We start from the raw sequence: 18,278 nt of genomic DNA, 5'->3' as shown, positions 1-18,278 counted from the left end.
ATTATTAGACGAAACACGCAAAGAGAATCGCTATGTCAGCCAAACGTATTTTGATCGTAGATGATGATGCTGATATCAGAGAAGCCACTCAGCTCTGTTTGGAAATCACGGGACAGTGGGAGGTACTGATGGCAGAAAACGGCATAGAAGGATTAGCGATCGCCCAGTTTGAAAAGCCCAGCGCTATCTTGCTAGATATGATGTTACCTGGCATGGACGGCATGACGGTTCTAAAGAAGCTAAGAGAGAACTCAGAAACTGAAAAAATTCCTATTGTTATTCTGACAGCGAAAGCACAGACTAATGAAAAAAAGGTTTTTGACCAGCTTAGAGTAGCCGCTGTGATTACCAAGCCCTATGATCCGATGACGATTTCAGACCAAATCGCTTCGGCGCTTTCCACCTCCGATCTTGTCTAGGATTTCGCTCAGTCCAGTTTGCATCTATCTATCTATAGATCACGTCGTACTGTGAATTACGTTGTAATAAAGTAATATTACGCCATTTTTATAGACGGTTTTGTCACTTAGTTCCAAAGCAGTCTGCTGAACGGTACCAGAGAAAAGCGGAATGCCCGCTCCCATCAAAAATGGATTAATCTTCAAGATCAGCTGATCGATTAGATTAGCCGCAAAGAGCGTCGTGGCCAAAGCCGCTCCACCGCAGAGCCAGATGCCTTTCCCAGGCTCTTTTTTCAGCGCTGCTACCTGGTCGGCAGCATTGTGCGAAACTAGCCTAACATTCTCATCAGGGCTCTCTTTCATACTACGAGAAAAGAGATACTGCGTCATGTGCGAATAGGGGCTAGATACCCCTTCTTTCAACCCTATTTCGTAGGTTTTTCTGCCCATTAGCACCGTATCAAACCACTTATTTTCACCCTGAATATTTAGAGCTGATCGAAGATGGGAGGGAACAGTTTCTGGAAAAACTGTAAATATCTCTGAAAGATAGTCGCCATCTTGTGAAAACCCATCATGCGAGCCATCTTTATGGGCAATAAAGCCATCGACGCTACAGGCAACATAGTACGTGAGCTGTCTCATGATAAATTCCCTCGTAGCCCATTTTTGTTACTCGTCAATCGACTGATTCCACTCTTGAAAACGACGCACCTTGCTCGCAAATCCAGACGCCTTAAACTTCTCTAAACGCAGCGGTGCTGGCTGAACAGAAGGAACAGAAATTCTAAAAGAGAACGGACTCTCACCCATAGGCACATATTCGATTCCACCTAGGCGATAGCGGTTTTTCATCACGGCGTTCCCTTCCGCGTCAAAGATCCGGCCAAAGATATCAGCATCCACAATGTCTTTCGCTGAGTTGTTAACCGCTGTGCCCTTGACCAAATAGCAGGTTGCCGACATCGAAGAGCCGCTGGTAGTGAGATTTTCTGCGTAGGCAGCATCAGCAGGGCACTCTTCAGCAACGAGATCTTTGAGATCAATTTGGGTGAGTGCGTGGGCAGCAGGCATCCAGCTAAGAAAGCACAGACAGCTAATCACAAGCAAAGGGAATAGTCGGGTACGTAAAAGTGAAATCATGACGGAATGGCTAGCCTAATATTCTTTTAGCTTACCGTCTTCGATGACGCTTTAGGAACGCTTTAGAACCGTGCTTGTTTTTACGCTGGTGCTACGAAGACTGCGCTAGATAATCCAATAGGCTACGGCGCATGACCTCTACGGGAGCAGGCCGATCTAGCCAAATTTCCAAGGCGGCGGCTCCTTGCTGTATGAGCATTTCTAGACCGTCAACAGTAGTCAGGCCAGCCGCAGCAGCCTGCTGCAGAAATTTAGTTGGCCTAGGGGTGTAGATTAAGTCGTAGGCGATCGCACCCTTAGGCAGCAGTCCCATTTCTTGATCGCTCAGCACTGAGGCGTCTATATCAGGATGCATCCCCACTGGCGTTGCGTTTACCACCAAATCTGCCTTATGCAGTCGAGCTGGCAGCTCATCCCAGGTCATTACCTTCAACCGGGCGGCAATATCTGGACTATTTACCCAGCTTTCCGCGAACCAAGCGAGCTTTTCCGGGTTGCGACCGACGACGCTAATCCGCTGGCAGCCAAGCTGGTGACAAGCCGCGACGACTGCTCTAGAAGCACCGCCATTACCCAGAATCATCGCCTGGGTGCTAGTCCAGTCCTGCTTCAGCGCCTTCAAAGGAGCCAGAAAACCGATGGCATCTGTATTGGTGCCACACCAGCCTGATTCCCCACTGCGACGACCGCTATGACTTTGGCTGCCGTACCAGACGGTGTTGACCGCGCCGATTGCTTTGGCCACCTCGCTGACGTCATCTAGCAGAGGGATAATGGTTTGCTTATGCGGAATCGTGATATTGAATCCACGCAAGCCGATAGCTTCAAAACCTGCGATCGCGTCTTTTAGACTATCAGGATGAATTGGAAAAGGCAGATAAACATAGTCAGCCGGGCCGGTTTTCTGCAAATGTGCGATCGCCGCATTGTGCATCAGCGGCGAAAACGAATGCTTCACCGGATAGCCAATCACCCCTAGTAGCTGAGTGGTTCCTTTGATTGTCATGTCTATTTATCTATACATGACTAGAGCGTAGCGTAGCCGAATGTAACATTGAACTGGCGGCACCAAATAACTGCTGATTTAAATGCGCTCGCATCGACGCCTTCAGGAATAGCATAGCGCTGCGCCCCTTCTACCGACTGCAGCCGGCCCAGGTTAACGTAGTTTTCTGCGCTATAGCTTTCAGGCACTGCTTCAGTGTGCAAAAGCACAAATAGATCGGGGCCGTTGTCGCTACTAAAAGCTGAATCAAATTTTAAGTAAGATGTGCCATCGACTTCAACCACCTTAGCCGCGCCGCTAGTAGGATGGTCTGTACCGATAAAAGGCGCGGCATCAACGGACTTAGCTAGCGGACTAGCCTTTTCTTGGATAGTTGCCAAAGAATCTATTTGAGAATCTATCTGATTAGCTTTGAGCGAAAAAGCGTCAGCACTAGGATTTGCTGCCACTAGCGTACTGATTACCGGAGCAGTCGGAGAGGGCTGAGGAATCTGTTGCCCTTGCGCCTGTAGGGCGGGTTGATAAACAACAGTAGTCACCAGCGTCGCAAACCCAATACGCTGAAGCTGTTGTCGAAAAGAAGTGAATTGCATAGGGCGAATGCCTCTACAAAGGAGGCGCTGATATCAACAGGTAAAGGCTTAAAAGCGTTGGCTCTCTTGCCTTGTTGATATCAGTATGCTGTTCGCACCCAGCTAGCAAATGAAAATCAGATAAGCGTTAACTGAGGCGAAGGAAAGGGGTTTTAAAGAGAATCTGAGAGACAATAGCGATGCGGCAATAGAGTCAACGGTGACGATCGCCCACAACGTTCGCTAGGCAACGGCTCCACCAGCAGCGTTAGCCCTAATCGCTGTTTGATCACGATAGGTGTACCGACTGGAATAGCCCACTTCAAAGGCACACTGGACTTCGCTCTCCAGTAGATGCCTTGGGACTTGATCATGCCAGTGCCGCCGGAGCCGATGCTTTCAACCACGGTTCCTTGCTTGTACAGAGATGGTCGCTCAAAGCTATTCTGTTCTACTTCAATCGGCGAAGACAGGTAATCCAACCAAGAAAACATAGACATCTGTTTGCCTCATCTGGTTAACTACGGCCAAGGCTTAGTGACTCATCCACCTGCCTCAACCGTATAAACCATAGATTTCATCCCGATCAGGTGCTACATGAGGCTAGTTATGAAGAGAGTTATGAATGCCACTGTCTGAAAATGTCAGATCTGAAGATGCCAGAAGTGAGCAGCCAAACCACAGTGAATCTCTGGCCATGCAATCGCAACTTATCTCTATTTCTGATTCAAATATGTAGGTCTAGGACAAGGTACTAGGCAGTCACTGCACTATTCAGCTTTTTCATCCAACTTTCACGGCCATACACACCATCTAATAGCGCCTCTAGTTCAAACATTTGTTCTATCTGTGGCCAGTAGATATATGCGCCGCCGCCATAGGGAATTACATCTATGAGCTGCTCTCTTGTAGGCATCGACAGCGGCACAACTTCTCCATCTACATTTGCGACCATTTCTAGATTGTCCACTTGCCAAGCATGGCGAGAATTATCCGTTAGCAAAACCTCTACTTCCCGGCTGATAGGTAAGTATTGAACCGCTTTAATCATCGACGAATCCTCCCTTGTTGACGTACTGTTTCCAGATGTTCTTACACTCTTGTCTATGGGCAGTGACCTGCGAGATCGCTTCTTTAACGAATTTGGGGGTGTTCTTAGTTCGAGCATTTTTAGAAGTAGGCTTTACCACTACTTCTGGTGCTGATATGTCCAGCTCTACAGAATAGTCTGGTGAGACAACATGGACGTGCGGCGGGGCGTGTTCGTCACGGGTCAACACCTGCACGACGACACTGCCGTAGGTAAAGACTTTAACCATTATGACTTAGCACCTGATTCAAATCATTCACAAGTCATTCTCTGTCCTTTCTACATCAAACTACTCAAGCCTTGGTACTTTTTTCCCACTTCGCCTAGTTCTACTGCAGACTGAAATTGGTCGCTTCTAGCTAATCAGTGACTGAATGCCCTATTTAGCTACTCAGGGCTGACAGTTTCATCCAACATCTCTCACAACCGCTAGATACGCTCTTGGTTTAGCTATCTGGTTTAGCTGATTCGTAATATTCATGCTGAACAAAAGGCACGGGCACTACTTTTGCCTGCGCGCCTGCGATCTCTACCGCTAGCCCCTGACCACCCGCTTTGGTGCGAATGTAGCCCAAGCCAAAGAAACCTGCTTCTGTGTCAGTCGCACTGGTGAGCTTACCCACTGTTTTGCCATCCAATACGATGTCCGCGCCTGCTACATCTTCTGAAGCAGAGCGCTCAATCGTCAAACCCCACAGCCTCTGTTTGACGCCTTTGTAGGTATTGAGACGGGCAATCGTTTCCTGACCGATATAGCAGCCTTTTTCAAAAGAGATACTGTGCCACAGTCCTGCTTCTAAAGGGTTGTTGTCGTCAGTGAGCTCTTTGTTAGGTACGGGGCGTCCCTGCTGAATACGCAGGCGCTCCCACTCTGCTTCTGTTCCGGTGACGATGCCTGCCGATAGAATGGACTGCTTGAGAGTATCTGCTTTGGCAACAGGTCCCCAAATCGTATAGCCCGGTATGGCCAGCTCGGCGTCGCAGGCGATGTGGATATCGTCTGCGATCGCCTGATGAGTAAACGCGCTTTTGCCAACTAATTTGTCTGCACCTAGCGATCGCGCCAGTTCGTCACAGCCTTCTCCCACAACCGTAAATAAGAAAGTCTCATCACTTTCGTCTGTCAGCGTCACCTCGTCAGAAAAGAAGATGTATTTATCCATCCAGTCATAGATCTGCTTGCCCATACCCGGAGACACTATCACCAAAAGAGACGCTTCAAGAGCATAGACCGTTGCGAGATCAATCGTCCGCCCGGTCGAAGTCACAAACACGCTATGACAGCCTTCAGTAGCCGAAAGCTGCTCGATATTATTCGTAGTTTGATTGTGCAAAAATCTCGCTCGGTCCGCGCCAGTTAGCCGAATGCGTCCCCAGTGACTGCGATCAAAGAATGTAGCCATGCTATCGAGTACCCTTTAAGATCATTGGCACCCCTCTTTCTGGGGTCAGTGTCACCCCTCGGCGAACGGGGTTCTCAGGCCGCTGGTCTGCTAGCTCGAACCGATAGTTTGCCACCATGCTGGCCACCGCTAGCTTCATTTCGTATCGGGCCAGCGCTTCTCCCACGCAGCGCCTAGATCCAGCGCCAAAAGGAATAAATTCATAAGGGGAGAACTTGCTTTCTAAAAATCGCTCTGGTCGAAATTCTTTAGGAGCTGGGTAGAGATCTTCTCGCTGGTGGGTCAAGAAAATGCAGCCGAGGAAGGTCGTTTCTGCTGGGAACCGATAGCCCATCAGATCGACGGGTTCTTGGGCCGTACGCGGAAAGGTAAACATCGCTACCGGAGAGCGTCTCAAGACCTCTTTGCACACAGCCGTTAGATAGGGAAGCTGAGCGATCGCCATCGGATCGGCCTCTGGCCCTAGCTGATCAAGCTCTGCTAGCAGCTTTTCTTTCACGTCTGGCAGCTGATGAATCCAATACATCGCCCAGGCCATCGCCGAAGCCGTCGTCTCGTGACCCGCAAACAGCAGCGCCATCAGCTCGTCTCGCAGCTCTTGTTCGCTCAACGCCTCACCGTCTTCGGTGCGACTCGCCATCAGCATTGAGAGAATATCAGTCCGCTCACTGTTTGCTTTGCCCCCGTCTTTTTCAATTTCAGCGGCGCGATCGCGTATCTCTGCATAGACCAAATCATCTATCTTTTGCCGCTTTCGCAAAAACTTGCCCCACGGACTCCACGGGCCTAAGTCTCTTTGCAGCCCGTCAAAAAATAGCAGCGCTGCTGAGGCAGGTGAACCCACACTATCTGCCGCTGCTGCCAGCGTCGCCATGATCTCTTTTGAACGTGGCCCATCTGTGAAGCCAAAGACAATTTGGGAAATAACCTGCAAAGAGATTTTCTGAGTGAGCTGGCGAATGGGCAAAGGCTGATTTTTGGGCAGAGCCCCGGCCAGCTCTTTGGTCAAATCGCAGATCAGCTGCCCGTATACCGTCAACCGTTCGCCGTGAAAAGCAGGCGTCAGCAGCTGGCGTCTGACCTTGTGCTGCTGATCGCTGAGCATGATTACCGACTGAGTACCCAAAAAAGGCGACAGAATGCGATTGAAGTCTCCAGGGGCACTGAACGTGGTGCGATCGCGCGTCAAGATATACTGCATCGCCTCTGGGTGAGAGGTGATCACTGTCGAACCCGTGCCAAAGCCCAGCGTATCTTCTTCAAAAAAGTCGGGCGTATCTGTCTTGGTTCGCTCTAGATAGGTCACCGGACTCAATACCCACTCCAGTCGCCGAAATAGCGTCAGACCGCGCGGTTTTTTCAGCTGGTTTTCAACCGAAACTGGCTGGCTATCTGGCTGGCTATTTGGCTGGCCGTCTGATGGGCTAGTTGATTTTGAAGCGATCGCACCCGACTTAGACATAGGTTCTCATTCTGCTCAATTGCTCGCTGTTCCTATGCTAGTCACAATCTCTATTTTCTTCATCGCCATCTGGCATAGTCGTATGGCAAAAGATCGCGCGGCTGCGGTTCACCGCCCGCAAATTCGCACCGGTTAGATCTGCATCTGTAAAATTAGCAACGCCTACAACTGCCGCTGTCATCTCGGTATCAATCAGCTTAGCGCCGACCAAATTAGCATCCTCTAGATTGGCCTGCGTCAGGTTCGCCCCGCTCAAATTTGCGCCTGTCAAAATGGCATCTCTGAGCTGAGCGCCGTTCATCTGAGCCCCTGCCAAACTAGCGTTAGTCAGATCGGCCTCGATCAGCTCAGAGAGCATCAGGTTGGTTTTACTCAAGTCTGCACCTGTCAGATTTGCCCCCGTCAAAGAAGCCACTTTCAAATTAGCCCCGCTCAGCTGAGCGCCAGCTAGATCGGCCTCATTCAAGATGCATACCGGGCAATCTTTGTCATTCATTAGCATGTCAACATCTTCTTGTAGATAGGCCCAGCTCGGCGCTGCAAATCCCAGCAGCACTATCAGGCCAACACACCAGCCAACACATACCGCAGCTAACGAAGCTGCCCAGTTTCTCATCTTCATGCCGTTTTCCATAGTCTCATCTGAGGGTTAGATCTAGCGGGCTTCATATCTATCAAAGCTCGCCTGAATCGCTAAGCACTTAGCTTTACTTGGCTCTACTTGACATAAAGTTGTAGTCTCCGAGGAGGGTGCAAGCTAAGAGCAGAATTGCTATACATTGTCCCACAACCCTTCAGAAATATCTGGACAATCAGCGTGTTCAAATCCAGGTCGTTAGCTTTATCTATCTATCTAGCGCTGGTGGCGATTGCGCTTGTTCTCTACTCTAGAGACCCGGCTTGGAGCCTCAAATTAGAAATCCTTCGCGACAGCTTGATTTTGGCCTGGCTGGTCAGTCTCACTAACTGGATATTTGGCGGTAGCCTTGGCCAATTGTTGGGGATTCGACCTCGCCAGCTCGTCGGTCTGTTGGGAATTGCGTTTGCCCCTTTTCTGCACCGGGATATTAACCATTTGTTAGCGAATACGCTGCCTTTCTTAGTGCTGGGCTGGCTAGTTCTGCTGCAAGAAGGACTTCAGGGTGCCAGCGGCTTTTACACGGTTACTGGCATCATCTTGTTGGCAGGTGGGCTAGGTACTTGGTTGTTTGGTCGAGAGGCGATTCATCTAGGTGCTAGCGGCCTGATCTTTGGCTACATCGGATTTCTGCTAGTCGGTAGCTATGTAGTCCCGACGCTATGGACAGTCGGCCTAGCAATTGTTGTGTTCGTCTTATACGGCGCACAGCTTTGGGCAATGCTGCCAAATTCTCGGGCGATCGCAGTTTCCTGGGAAGGACATCTGTTTGGCTTTGTTGGTGGCCTCATCGCCGGTATCAGGCCAGATCTGCTCACGAGTATTCAACGGCACATACAGATGGCCATTGACAATCTGTTCAGGCTATATTAATCAAAGTTATTAAGGTCAAGGCTGAAGGCAACATCAGATGACCGATACGCTGTGCTGGTCCATGTTGAATAGCGCACTGACTGCGCGCTTATTAGCGTTTATCTGAAGGAAAGTTGCAAATGAAATCCCTAGCTCGACCGCTCACTTCTCATTCCACTCGATTCTGGGCTCTCCCGCTTGCTTTTGGCGGGCTTTCTGCTCTGTTGATGCTGGGCACTGGTCCTTTATCCCTAGAGGCAAGTGCTCAGGTCTTTTCGTCTCAGCGCTCAAATCCGACCGCACAGCCCTCTGGCACCATCCAAAGCAGACCTACTCAAAGCACGACCGCTCAAAACAGGCCCACTCAAAGCACACAGCAATCTGTTCTAGATACCAAGCTGAGGCAGAATCAGACGCTATATCTAGATAAAAGAGAATCACATGACTATGATCTTGTAATCAAAAACGTCTCTAACTTAAACGGGCGACAGCTACCAGTTGGCACCTTGATTCGCGGTCGGTTTGAGCCTTCAGACGGTGGCCTAGTCTATGTTGCTAACGCCATCGAAATCGACAATCAAATCTTTAGCATCAGTGCCCGCTCCGACCTATTATCTGAGCGCAAAGATCCCAGACAGACGTCAACAGGTGCAATCCTAGGTGATGCCGCAATTGGCGCAGTTGGTGGCTATGTTCTCGGTGAAGTTTTTGGTAGACCCGATATATGGGAAGTGGCCGGAGGAGCAGCAGCCGGTGTTTTGGTAGGTAGAACGACCGCGCCTTCTGTCGTTGTGGTCAAACCAGAAGATGCGATCGCGCTGTACACCAACCGCGCTATTTAATACTCACTTCGAGGCCAATACCTCGATTCAACCCAATAAACATCCTCGGGGCACCAGCATTGGCTAGTGTCCTTTTCTCTAGACACTATTTGTGTGAGGCTTTTGGGGCTTCTGGTGCTTATTGTTTGAAGCTAAATCTTTTTCCAACTTCAAGCAGTTGCGATCGCCCCCCACCTGAAGATGATACTCGACTCGATCCATAATCCGATTAAGAATCAACCAACCGTAGCCACCCTCTTGAAAGTCAGAAGGAGAAGGCGCTGCGTAGTCATCTAGCCGAAACCCCTCACCTTGATCCCAAACTTCTAGCAGAAGGTTATTCTTCTCGTCTAGCTCAATACGAATAAGGATGGGTAGATCTGGCTGATCGCTATGGGCGTGTCGAACAATGTTGGAATAGACTTCTACCACCACTAATCGCAGCCGCATTCTCACCTCGGCCCAGTCTACGTTATCTTGATCAATCTCTAGCCGCAAAGACTCTAGCAGCCAGTGTTCCACCACCTCCATAAACCGTAGATCGCTAGGGACAGTCAGCTCGGTTTTCAACATGATGATGTCACCTCCAGCGACAAGATTGTTTGATCGTCTTCTTGTTCTCCCTCGCGAAGGCGAACATGTGAGAGTAAAACGTCTAAATCTAGATCAGCAGGCTGCTGCTGTAGAAACTGCCAAAGACCCTCTTGTTTCAACATACAGCCGTGCCCATTGCCATGGCCACCGCTCTTTGACGCAGCTACCGTTGCTTCTGTAATGCCATCAGTTGTCAATAGCACAACATCGCCAACCGAGAGACTGAGCTTCCCAGCCTCTGCCTGCCAATCTGACAAAATTCCCAAAGGAACGCCCCTAACATTCAAGTATGTCGGTTTTATCTCATCTGCCGATCCATCCTTTTCAAGCTGATTGACCAGTCTTCGATGGGGCCAGACCACAGGGTAGACGTGGCCTGCGTTAGCGTACACTAGCTGGCATGTCTTTGCACTATAGCGAACCAAAGCCATCGTAATGAAGCAGTTACTGCTGATTAGATCGTTAGAGAGCGCGAGGTTTAGATTGCTCATTACCTTTTCCGGTTCAGGAGAGTGCTCTTGCGCCAGCTCACGGCGCAGCACCGAAATTGCACTCGACATAAACAGTGCTGCCGGGACCCCTTTCCCAGAGACATCGCCGACAGCTAGCCAAATATCTCCTTGGGGATGAGCAAATACTTCAAAAAAATCACCGCCGACTTCTCTAGCAGGCTGGCAGCGGGCCTGAATCTTCAACCCCGGAGTATCTGGCCAGTTCTGACTCAAAAGATTGCTCTGGATCTGTCTAGCAACCTCCAGCTCTGCCTGCATTTTCATCGACTGGCACTGAATTTGCCGATATAGCTTAGCGTGTGAGATTGCTAATGTTACTTGGTCTGTGATGTGCGTCAGCAGCTTAGTCGCCTCTGAGATCCATTGCGAATCTTGCGTTTCTTTGTATAGACAAACGCTGACTAGCAAAGTATCTTTTTCCAAAAAAGGAACAAATATCCTGGTGAAAACTTTGTTCTCTATTTCTAATGTTTCAGAGAAAATTTTTATCTCTTTTATACTAGAGATAAGAGACGAACGTCGCCAAGTTTGGCTGTAGTCCGAAAGACTAAGAGAGTGGCATCTTACGAGCTTTTCAGCCTCAGCATCCCGATAGTAGATCAACGGTTTTAGAACGCTCTCCACAGTCTGCCAGCTTTCTGAAGTCTGCCAGCTTTCTGAAGTCTGCCAGCTTTCTGATGATTTTACTGCCGCAGGATCTACCGGCGTCAGACTTATCGGGAGATTTATTGGATAGAGCACTGAAAAGTCTGCCGTTGCCGCCTGTCCTAGAGCACTGACAACTGACTGTAGAGTACTGCGATAGTCAAGAGAACTCCGCACAGCCGTCATAATTTCGTTGCTAAGAGACTCTTGCCTAAGGGCACGACTAAGCGTGAGAGTACGACGTTTGACCAGCTTGTACGCTTGGGCAGCTTGAGTCACGGTCTCTTTTAAGGCTTTCGGCTTCCAGGGTTTGGTGATGTATTTGAACACCTTTCCAGCATTGATAGCTGACACTAAATCTTCCACATCGGTATAGCCTGTTAGCACGATGCGGATGGTGTCAGGAAAACTCTCAATAGTGCGACTAAAGAGCTCTGTACCGTTCATCTTTGGCATGCGCTGGTCAGAGATAATGACAGCCATCTCACCTTTGTCATCCAAAATTTTGAGAGCCTCAGCGCCGCTAGCAGCTCTAAACACCTGAAAATCTCGGTGAAACGTTCGGTGCAGCAAATCTAGGTTGTTTGGCTCGTCATCGACGACAAGCACTTTCAGTTTCTCTTGCATTCTATGTTTATCTATGAGTGCCTATAGAAAATGAGCCGGGCATACTGAAGTCATGACAATCTATTACCTACCTAGCCATATTTGACAGGCATAACGTGCCCGCCTTGGGATACTTACTAGCGCGCATACACAGGTTGGAGTTGCTCTTTTTAGGAGAATAGGAGAAAGCAAAAGTGCGAAAAACTCGCTTCTGGCAAAAGTTTGGTCGTTGCATAGGCTGTGGGGGAGTACTATTGGCGATGCTGCTCACTAGATCGCCTGCACAAGCGCAAAAAAATACTACTTTTGACTTAGACCGGGCAATCTGCAGCAGCCGCTGGAGTGAGGCGATCACAGTTGCTGGCATCCTTATAGCCGACGAACAAACGACCGATACTCAGCGGCTATCTTTGATGGCACTACGCCGTCAGATGGAGCAGTACCGTTTAACAAATAGGATTTTAGCGGCTTCTGAAGCTTGCGATCGCACTAATTCTTATCAGCTTACTGTCACGCCTTTAGACTCGGTTAGAACAAACCAGCCCCCAAGCCGGTACCTGGAGTGGGAATCTGGCGTTGCCGAGGCGACGGACAATCAATATCGCACTAGGCTGCTAACAGAAGCCGAACGCCTGGCGGTGCCGCTAAACCTTAGCGATCGCTCTGCGCTGCTGCCTGCCGAATCCGTCAATTTAGATCGTGGATTGACCGTGGTCTCAGGGAGAGTCGGTCAGGGTCGTCAGGTATACGGATTCGTGGCCGGACGAGGCGATCGCGTCTCTATCAACCTAGAAGTCACTCAGGTGCTAACTGGCAGTCTATATACTAGCGACGATTCTCAGCTATTCGTCTTTGATCAAGCAGGGCGATTACTAGCCAGCGTGGATGACAGCGCCGGAGGGCGGCAATCTCACATCGACGAGCTGATTATTCCAGAAACGAATGTCTATTTCGCAGTCGTCACCAGCTATAACAACGATCCGATTCTGTCTCAAGACAATCGAATCAGTGGCTGGCAGAATGACGGCGGCGGACGGTTTGACTACACGCTAAGTTTCTCAGGGGCTACGCCTACTAGCATACTGTTGAATCGTGTAGTCCCACTCAAATAACTTCCCTCAAAATAACTTCACTCAAGCAGCCGATAGCAAGCAACTGACAAGAAATAACCGTTAAGAAGACTGGTATGTTGAAGACACACAGCACCCTTCAAGAAACGATCTGAAGCCATAGATGATCATTAGTGATGTAATCAGCACCTTTGAGCAGTGGGCAAACCCTACCTGGCAAGAAAAATGGGACAACTGCGGCTGGCAGGTAGAGCCCGACATACTGCGCGAACCCGCCGGGATACTCGTGTGCTTGACACCGACGCTAGCGGTGATGCATGAGGCGATCGCCCTAAAAGCTAACGGACTGCCTGTCAACTTGATCTTTGCCCATCATCCGCTGATCTTTGGCGGGCTCTCGTCAGTGATGGCAGGTGACAGTGTGGGCGATATGATTCGGCTAGCGATCGCCCACGATATCGGCATCTACACTGCCCATACCAACTTTGATCAGGTCGCAGATGGCACCGCCGACGTACTTGCCCAGCAGCTAGACTTGCAGGCGATCGCCCCAGTAGTACCTACCGCGCCTGGTCAAGATACCGCCAGGGGCTACGGCAGAGTTGGCAATCTTCTACCCGCACAAACGCTTCAGCAGCTACTAGAAAAAATTCAGTCAGTGATGGCTCCACCGCGTTTGCTATACTCTCCGGCTGCTAACTTACAGCAGTCCATCGAAAGAATAGCCGTACTAGGCGGCTCTGGTGCTAGCTACATTAATGCGGTGAAGCAAACAGGCGCACAGGCCTACCTCACTGCGGACTGCAAATTTCATCAATTTCAAGCTAGCCGCGACCAAGACCTCGTGCTGATTGATGCTGGTCACTACGCTACAGAAAGACCTGCCTGTCAAAAGCTGGTGGGCTGGTTTCAGCGCCAAGGCGTTACTTGGTCTCAGCTTAGCGAACAAGATGAAGACTTCAGGCAATTTTTCTAACAATAGACGCCTGATAGTTAAATTTCCGACAAGAATAGAGGGCTGCGTGAGATCGTAAATAAGCAGATAGTCAAGTTGACCATGTCGGAGTATCGGATTAGTCCGAGCGGATGCAATAGTAAGGAGTGAATAAATAGAACTAGGTTACCTAGGTTCAATTAGTACAAGTGACTGAAAATCGTTTAGGCCATCAGCTATTAACACCCAACCCAGACAAACTGTGTTTATCAAATACAGTATTAAAAGGAAGCGTTGCCCTAACGCTAGGAGCAACAGTAGGAACAGTGGCTGCTTGCTGGGGTTTGCTAGCCAGCAGCTCTTTGGGTCAACCAACTAGCCCTGTTGCTCCCTTGATTGTTGAAGGGGCTAGCATTGAAGGAAATCTAAGCGACGTAGATACGCGGCTAGATGACGGTAGCTTCTACGACCGCTACGACTTTATGGGGCGAAGCGGAGAATATGCCACGATCTATTTAGAAAGCGAAGACTTTGATCCGTATCTAATTTTGTTAGACCCAACCGGAGAAAGAATTAGTGAGAACGATGATATTAGCCGGACTAACGACGATTCTAGGCTGGTAGTTCGCTTACCGATTACTGGTAGGTACACCGTGCTAGCCAATAGCTACGAATCCGGTAGAGAAGGCAGCTATAGGATCAGAATAGACGTCGAAGAAAGCCGAGAGGGCCTAGCTAGAACGCTAGCAGCAGCAGCAGTGCCAGGAAGTTCACTAATCTGCACCAATACTATTCTTAGTGCTACCGAAGAAATCGAGACGAACAGAGAAACCAGCGTGCTAGTAAGCTCCTTACAGCTAAGCCGACTATATGAGTCCATCCCAGAGAGTCGTCCTTACGGCATGTACCTATCGCTCAGCGGCGCAGCAGCGACCTCAATATTGCAATCACCTCAATTCTTGGAACGGCTATCTAGTGAGCTAATAGAAAGCTGCTCGTCCGTAGGCGCGATTTTTTTTGGTGCTAATAGTTTAGAAGAGGAAAGGATATTTGGACTACTCGAACGACGATCCGTTCGCGGTCGCCAGTCTTTGAGGGTTAGCCTGTTTGACTGTCTAAATAGATCTCAGGGTGCGAACGCGCGGTTACAGTGGGGCAAACAAGTCTGCGCTCTATAGTTGGTTCTACCCACAGCTAGTCTTATAAGCCGCTAGTTCTGTAGTCATACCTGTAGTCATAGAAGGGTGACTTCGCTATGGCACAATTGCCGTAGTCTTTTGAATCATGTCGACTGCTGTGGATGCGTCTTTGCCCGTAACAAACCTATCAGCGCTTCAGCTTATCAGCATCAAAGCTCAGTTAGACTTGGTGCTGATGGCGATAGAGGCACTGGCAGATATTGGATCCGATGCGGTGCTAGTAGCAGCCAAAGATCTAAAGCTATCAGAAATGCTCTCCGATCGAGTAGGACTGTGGCGATTGCGCCAGTCCAGTCCACTGCGTAAAGGACAAGGGCGCAAAAAGCTAGACGTTGAGGAGGCGCGGGCGCTAGTTCTAGTGGTTTGTCACTTGGCTAGAGCCCACCATGATCGAGTGCGTGAGGCGATCACTCGGCTAGAGGCACTGAGCACCGTGGGAGAACCCCCTCATAGGGCAGCCGTTTTAGGAGATTATCTAGATAACTTCAGCAATATGTATAGCGATCGCATGGCCACGCCTGGCCTAAAGACCGAAGCCCTCACACAGCTAGCCTTGCGACTTTTGATAGATCTATTATTTTACAGCGCGCCCGGTGGTGAACGACAGCTTTGGCTGGCGCTGATCGACCGGGCGCGCTGAGGTGCCATAATAGGACATGCTTCATCAGGCCCATGACTCCCCCGACTTCAGCTACACAACCTCATCAACCCTCCGGCAAGTCCCGAGCTCGTAAACCCAAAGCCCGCAAACCCAAAGCCCGTAAATCCAAAATTAGTAAACCAAAAATCAGTAATCTTCGGATCGACGAACTTAAGGCCGATCTGAAGAAAACAAATCTCTATCTAATTGGCATGATGGGCGCTGGCAAGACAACCATTGGGCGAAAGCTAGCAAACCGCTTGGGCTATGGGTTTGTCGATACCGATGCGCTGATCGAACAGTCAGCTAGCCAAAAAGTGAGTGAGCTATTTGCTAGTGCTGGCGAACCTGCGTTTCGGCAGCTAGAAACGCAGGTTCTCTCTCAAGTATCTATTTATACCAACCTGGTGGTGGCTACAGGTGGCGGTATCATCATCGACCAGATGAACTGGAGCTACCTACACCATGGCGTTGTGATCTGGCTAGATGTGCCCATCCCTATCCTGGTAGCTAGACTTTCTGGTGATAGCTCTCGCCCGCTGCTAAAAGATGCGAACTTATCTAACAAGCTCACAGAATTGATGGCTAAACGGGGCGATCTCTATGCTCAAGCTGATATTCGCATTGAATATGAAGGAAAGTCAGTTGGCCGAACTTGCGATCGCATTCTCAAAGCTATTCAGGCCAGCATTCGCCCCGATCCAAAGCTAGCCGTAGACCAAATTCAAATTAATCAAACCTCGATCAATCCGGTCTCCCCTAATATTTAAGATACTTAAGCTCCCTTCTACGGCCAGTCTTTTTGAGCCTTTATTCCTATGGCCCCCGACCCGAATACCCACACCCCTGAAAGTGAAGCCCTACGCGTTCGTATCCTCAGCGAAGCGCTGCCTTATATTCAGCAGTTTCACGGTCGTACTATTGTCGTCAAATATGGCGGCGCGGCAATGAAAGACAGCAGTCTAAAGGCTAGTGTCATTCGCGATGTTGTCTTTATGGCCAGTGTCGGCATTCGCCCGGTGATTGTGCATGGCGGCGGCCCCGAAATTAATACCTGGCTTACCAAGCTGAGTATTGAGCCCCAGTTCAAAGACGGTTTGCGCGTTACCGATGCTAAGACTATGGACGTAGTGGAAATGGTGCTAGTAGGCCGCGTCAATAAAGAACTGGTGTCTTTGATCAATCAGTCTGGGGGTAAAGCTGTCGGTCTATGTGGAAAAGACGGTAACTTAGTAACGGCTAGACCCCAGTCAGTAGCAGCAGGCGTCGGCTTCGTTGGGGATGTGAGCCATGTAGAACCTGACCTAGTGCGATCGCTCGTGAGCGCAGACTACATTCCAGTTATCTCTAGCGTGGCCGCTGATCCCTCAGGCCAGGCATACAACATCAATGCCGATACTGTCGCTGGTGAGCTAGCAGCGGCCCTCAGCGCAGAAAAACTGATCCTGCTGACGGATACACCTGGGATTATGAAAGACTTTCACGATCCTACTACGCTATTTAATCAGCTAGATATTCAGCAGGCTAGAGACCTAATTGCCGATGGCACAGTTGCTGGCGGCATGATTCCTAAAGTGAATTGCTGCGTGCGATCACTCGCTCAAGGAGTTCGCGCGGCCCATATTCTCGATGGTCGCATGCCGCATTCACTACTGCTCGAAATTTTTTCAGATATGGGTATTGGTACCATGCTAGTAGCCTCTAGTTTTAGCGGGTAAGGCGATCTTGTTGTGTTTTCGGTGAATAGCGTTTAATCATATTTAGGTTGCGAAGATTTAGATATAAGAAGTTCAGGCGACAAAAGCCGTAGTCGGCAAACGCTATAGTAAGGAAACTGCGCGGCAGAGACTCGTAACTCTCTACTTACAAGCTTATGTACAGGCTTTTATCAGGCGCACTTTCTGTAGATGCGTACACGATTTCTATCCCAAATCTGCCATCTAGGCTAAATGGCATAGTGATTGTCCAGCTTTCTGATTTTCACTTCGACGGACTGCGACTCTCTAATCAGCTGCTAGCCAAAACGATTGCTAAAGTAGAAGCCATCCAGCCCGATCTGATTGCTCTAACTGGCGACTTCGTTACCCAAGCGCCAGAACCTATTTATGAGCTGGTTCGCCGACTCAAAGCGCTGCCTAGTCGCTACGGCACCTTTGCGGTATTAGGCAATCACGACATTTCAGTACCTGGGGCAAAAGCGATGGTCACCCAGGCTTTGGAGAAGGGCAATATCCCGGTACTGTGGAACGCGATCGCGACGCCTTTTGGAGCAGATTTTCCGATAGTCGGCTTTGCCGATCTGTGGTCTGGAGAATTCGACCCCAGCATTCTAGAGCAGATTTCACCCACAACACCGCGCCTGGTTCTCTCGCACAACCCTGATACAGCAGAACCTTTATCGAAACATCGTGTAGATTTGCAGCTATCGGGACACACCCATGGCGGACAAGTGTACCTGCCAGGATTAGGCCCCGCTCCACAGGTATGGCAACGGATTCGTCACCGGGTGCCGAGCCTGATTCGCAATCGAGTGCCCTTCTTGAGCGATCGCTGCTTTCATGTCGCCCGCAATTGGGAATGGTGCCGAGGACTTCACCGGGTTGGCAACAACTGGCTATACGTCAATCGAGGCTTAGGAACCTATTTCCCAGGGCGATTCATGTGCAATCCAGAGCTGACCGTAATTACGCT

General features: G+C 49.7%; 22 protein-coding genes. 10 read left to right on the top strand and 12 right to left on the bottom strand.

What is annotated here, in order from left to right:
* The first annotated feature begins 32 nt into the window (after positions 1-32).
* Positions 33-419, top strand: coding sequence for a response regulator (locus IQ256_RS11455; RefSeq protein WP_193855681.1), 387 nt, complete (start codon positions 33-35; stop codon positions 417-419).
* A gap of 39 nt (positions 420-458) precedes the next feature.
* Here IQ256_RS11455 and IQ256_RS11450 read toward each other — a convergent pair whose 3' ends face one another.
* The 10 genes from IQ256_RS11450 to IQ256_RS11405 all read right to left on the bottom strand — a co-directional run bounded on the left by IQ256_RS11450 (position 459) and on the right by IQ256_RS11405 (position 7,711).
* Entirely contained in the window at positions 459-1,046 is a 588-nt protein-coding gene (locus IQ256_RS11450) for a dihydrofolate reductase family protein (protein ID WP_193855680.1), read from the bottom strand.
* Between the two features lie 27 nt (positions 1,047-1,073).
* Positions 1,074-1,544 (bottom strand): hypothetical protein, encoded by a 471-nt coding sequence (locus IQ256_RS11445; RefSeq protein WP_193855679.1) that lies wholly within the window; start codon positions 1,542-1,544, stop codon positions 1,074-1,076.
* A 91-nt stretch (positions 1,545-1,635) separates the two neighbouring features.
* Positions 1,636-2,550, bottom strand: a complete 915-nt coding sequence (locus tag IQ256_RS11440) for a shikimate dehydrogenase (protein ID WP_193855678.1) — start codon at positions 2,548-2,550, stop codon at positions 1,636-1,638.
* A 20-nt stretch (positions 2,551-2,570) separates the two neighbouring features.
* Positions 2,571-3,143 (bottom strand): DM13 domain-containing protein, encoded by a 573-nt coding sequence (locus tag IQ256_RS11435; protein WP_193855677.1) that lies wholly within the window; start codon positions 3,141-3,143, stop codon positions 2,571-2,573.
* Between the two features lie 152 nt (positions 3,144-3,295).
* A complete protein-coding gene (locus tag IQ256_RS11430) occupies positions 3,296-3,622 on the bottom strand; it encodes an NfeD family protein (protein WP_193855676.1) in 327 nt (108 codons plus the stop codon).
* A 254-nt stretch (positions 3,623-3,876) separates the two neighbouring features.
* A complete protein-coding gene (locus IQ256_RS11425) occupies positions 3,877-4,173 on the bottom strand; it encodes a hypothetical protein (RefSeq protein ID WP_193855675.1) in 297 nt (98 codons plus the stop codon).
* Positions 4,166-4,441, bottom strand: coding sequence for a DUF4160 domain-containing protein (locus IQ256_RS11420; RefSeq protein WP_193855674.1), 276 nt, complete (start codon positions 4,439-4,441; stop codon positions 4,166-4,168). The genes IQ256_RS11425 and IQ256_RS11420 overlap by 8 nt, the downstream gene beginning before the upstream one ends.
* A 217-nt stretch (positions 4,442-4,658) precedes the next feature.
* On the bottom strand, positions 4,659-5,615 hold the full coding sequence (locus tag IQ256_RS11415) for a folate-binding protein YgfZ (protein ID WP_193855673.1): 957 nt from the start codon (positions 5,613-5,615) through the stop codon (positions 4,659-4,661).
* A gap of 1 nt (position 5,616) precedes the next feature.
* Positions 5,617-7,077, bottom strand: coding sequence for a cytochrome P450 (locus tag IQ256_RS11410; RefSeq protein ID WP_193855672.1), 1,461 nt, complete (start codon positions 7,075-7,077; stop codon positions 5,617-5,619).
* A gap of 37 nt (positions 7,078-7,114) precedes the next feature.
* A complete protein-coding gene (locus IQ256_RS11405; RefSeq protein WP_193855671.1) occupies positions 7,115-7,711 on the bottom strand; it encodes a pentapeptide repeat-containing protein in 597 nt (198 codons plus the stop codon).
* A gap of 183 nt (positions 7,712-7,894) precedes the next feature.
* Here IQ256_RS11405 and IQ256_RS11400 point away from each other — a divergent pair, with 183 nt between their 5' ends.
* Positions 7,895-8,587: a rhomboid family intramembrane serine protease gene (locus IQ256_RS11400; RefSeq protein WP_370623418.1), complete on the top strand. Its 693-nt coding sequence runs from the start codon at positions 7,895-7,897 to the stop codon at positions 8,585-8,587.
* A 119-nt stretch (positions 8,588-8,706) separates the two neighbouring features.
* Entirely contained in the window at positions 8,707-9,408 is a 702-nt protein-coding gene (locus IQ256_RS11395) for a hypothetical protein (RefSeq protein ID WP_193855670.1), read from the top strand.
* A 78-nt stretch (positions 9,409-9,486) separates the two neighbouring features.
* On the opposite strand, the gene IQ256_RS11390 is transcribed toward IQ256_RS11395, so the two are convergent.
* Together IQ256_RS11390 and IQ256_RS11385 are read right to left on the bottom strand one after the other, a co-directional pair.
* Complete coding sequence (locus tag IQ256_RS11390; RefSeq protein WP_193855669.1) at positions 9,487-9,960, bottom strand: ATP-binding protein; 474 nt, start codon at positions 9,958-9,960, stop codon at positions 9,487-9,489.
* A complete protein-coding gene (locus tag IQ256_RS11385) occupies positions 9,954-11,765 on the bottom strand; it encodes a SpoIIE family protein phosphatase (protein ID WP_193855668.1) in 1,812 nt (603 codons plus the stop codon). Before IQ256_RS11385 ends, IQ256_RS11390 begins: the two co-directional genes overlap by 7 nt.
* 173 nt (positions 11,766-11,938) lie before the next feature.
* Between IQ256_RS11385 and IQ256_RS11380 the strand changes: the two genes are divergently transcribed.
* The 7 genes from IQ256_RS11380 to IQ256_RS11350 form a co-directional block, all read left to right on the top strand.
* A complete protein-coding gene (locus IQ256_RS11380) occupies positions 11,939-12,856 on the top strand; it encodes a hypothetical protein (protein ID WP_193855667.1) in 918 nt (305 codons plus the stop codon).
* A gap of 121 nt (positions 12,857-12,977) precedes the next feature.
* On the top strand, positions 12,978-13,790 hold the full coding sequence (locus IQ256_RS11375) for a Nif3-like dinuclear metal center hexameric protein (protein WP_193855666.1): 813 nt from the start codon (positions 12,978-12,980) through the stop codon (positions 13,788-13,790).
* A gap of 167 nt (positions 13,791-13,957) precedes the next feature.
* Positions 13,958-14,926, top strand: coding sequence for a hypothetical protein (locus tag IQ256_RS11370; RefSeq protein ID WP_193855665.1), 969 nt, complete (start codon positions 13,958-13,960; stop codon positions 14,924-14,926).
* A 106-nt stretch (positions 14,927-15,032) separates the two neighbouring features.
* Positions 15,033-15,587, top strand: coding sequence for a DUF3038 domain-containing protein (locus IQ256_RS11365; protein WP_193855664.1), 555 nt, complete (start codon positions 15,033-15,035; stop codon positions 15,585-15,587).
* Positions 15,588-15,619: 32 nt separating this feature from the next.
* Complete coding sequence (locus IQ256_RS11360; RefSeq protein WP_228024793.1) at positions 15,620-16,357, top strand: shikimate kinase; 738 nt, start codon at positions 15,620-15,622, stop codon at positions 16,355-16,357.
* Between the two features lie 48 nt (positions 16,358-16,405).
* Positions 16,406-17,305, top strand: coding sequence for an acetylglutamate kinase (gene argB / locus IQ256_RS11355; protein WP_193855663.1), 900 nt, complete (start codon positions 16,406-16,408; stop codon positions 17,303-17,305).
* A 155-nt stretch (positions 17,306-17,460) separates the two neighbouring features.
* The coding region (locus IQ256_RS11350) for a metallophosphoesterase (protein ID WP_193855662.1) at positions 17,461-18,278 on the top strand (818 nt) is incomplete at its 3' end.

Origin of the sequence: cf. Phormidesmis sp. LEGE 11477, from assembly GCF_015207105.1 — a bacterium.
Classification (GTDB): domain Bacteria; phylum Cyanobacteriota; class Cyanobacteriia; order Phormidesmidales; family Phormidesmidaceae; genus Phormidesmis.
The sequence above is the reverse complement of the archived record's forward strand: the minus strand, read 5'-3'. Positions and strand labels throughout refer to the sequence as shown.

Coding starts and splice junctions, on each gene's coding strand:
- IQ256_RS11455 (WP_193855681.1), top strand. CDS start 33: ATGTCAGCCAAACGTATTTTGATCGTAGATGATGATGCTGATATCAGA.
- IQ256_RS11450 (WP_193855680.1), bottom strand. CDS start 1,046: ATGAGACAGCTCACGTACTATGTTGCCTGTAGCGTCGATGGCTTTATT.
- IQ256_RS11445 (WP_193855679.1), bottom strand. CDS start 1,544: ATGATTTCACTTTTACGTACCCGACTATTCCCTTTGCTTGTGATTAGC.
- IQ256_RS11440 (WP_193855678.1), bottom strand. CDS start 2,550: ATGACAATCAAAGGAACCACTCAGCTACTAGGGGTGATTGGCTATCCG.
- IQ256_RS11435 (WP_193855677.1), bottom strand. CDS start 3,143: ATGCAATTCACTTCTTTTCGACAACAGCTTCAGCGTATTGGGTTTGCG.
- IQ256_RS11430 (WP_193855676.1), bottom strand. CDS start 3,622: ATGTCTATGTTTTCTTGGTTGGATTACCTGTCTTCGCCGATTGAAGTA.
- IQ256_RS11425 (WP_193855675.1), bottom strand. CDS start 4,173: ATGATTAAAGCGGTTCAATACTTACCTATCAGCCGGGAAGTAGAGGTT.
- IQ256_RS11420 (WP_193855674.1), bottom strand. CDS start 4,441: ATGGTTAAAGTCTTTACCTACGGCAGTGTCGTCGTGCAGGTGTTGACC.
- IQ256_RS11415 (WP_193855673.1), bottom strand. CDS start 5,615: ATGGCTACATTCTTTGATCGCAGTCACTGGGGACGCATTCGGCTAACT.
- IQ256_RS11410 (WP_193855672.1), bottom strand. CDS start 7,077: ATGTCTAAGTCGGGTGCGATCGCTTCAAAATCAACTAGCCCATCAGAC.
- IQ256_RS11405 (WP_193855671.1), bottom strand. CDS start 7,711: ATGGAAAACGGCATGAAGATGAGAAACTGGGCAGCTTCGTTAGCTGCG.
- IQ256_RS11395 (WP_193855670.1), top strand. CDS start 8,707: ATGAAATCCCTAGCTCGACCGCTCACTTCTCATTCCACTCGATTCTGG.
- IQ256_RS11390 (WP_193855669.1), bottom strand. CDS start 9,960: ATGTTGAAAACCGAGCTGACTGTCCCTAGCGATCTACGGTTTATGGAG.
- IQ256_RS11385 (WP_193855668.1), bottom strand. CDS start 11,765: ATGCAAGAGAAACTGAAAGTGCTTGTCGTCGATGACGAGCCAAACAAC.
- IQ256_RS11375 (WP_193855666.1), top strand. CDS start 12,978: ATGATCATTAGTGATGTAATCAGCACCTTTGAGCAGTGGGCAAACCCT.
- IQ256_RS11365 (WP_193855664.1), top strand. CDS start 15,033: ATGTCGACTGCTGTGGATGCGTCTTTGCCCGTAACAAACCTATCAGCG.
- IQ256_RS11360 (WP_228024793.1), top strand. CDS start 15,620: ATGACTCCCCCGACTTCAGCTACACAACCTCATCAACCCTCCGGCAAG.
- argB (WP_193855663.1), top strand. CDS start 16,406: ATGGCCCCCGACCCGAATACCCACACCCCTGAAAGTGAAGCCCTACGC.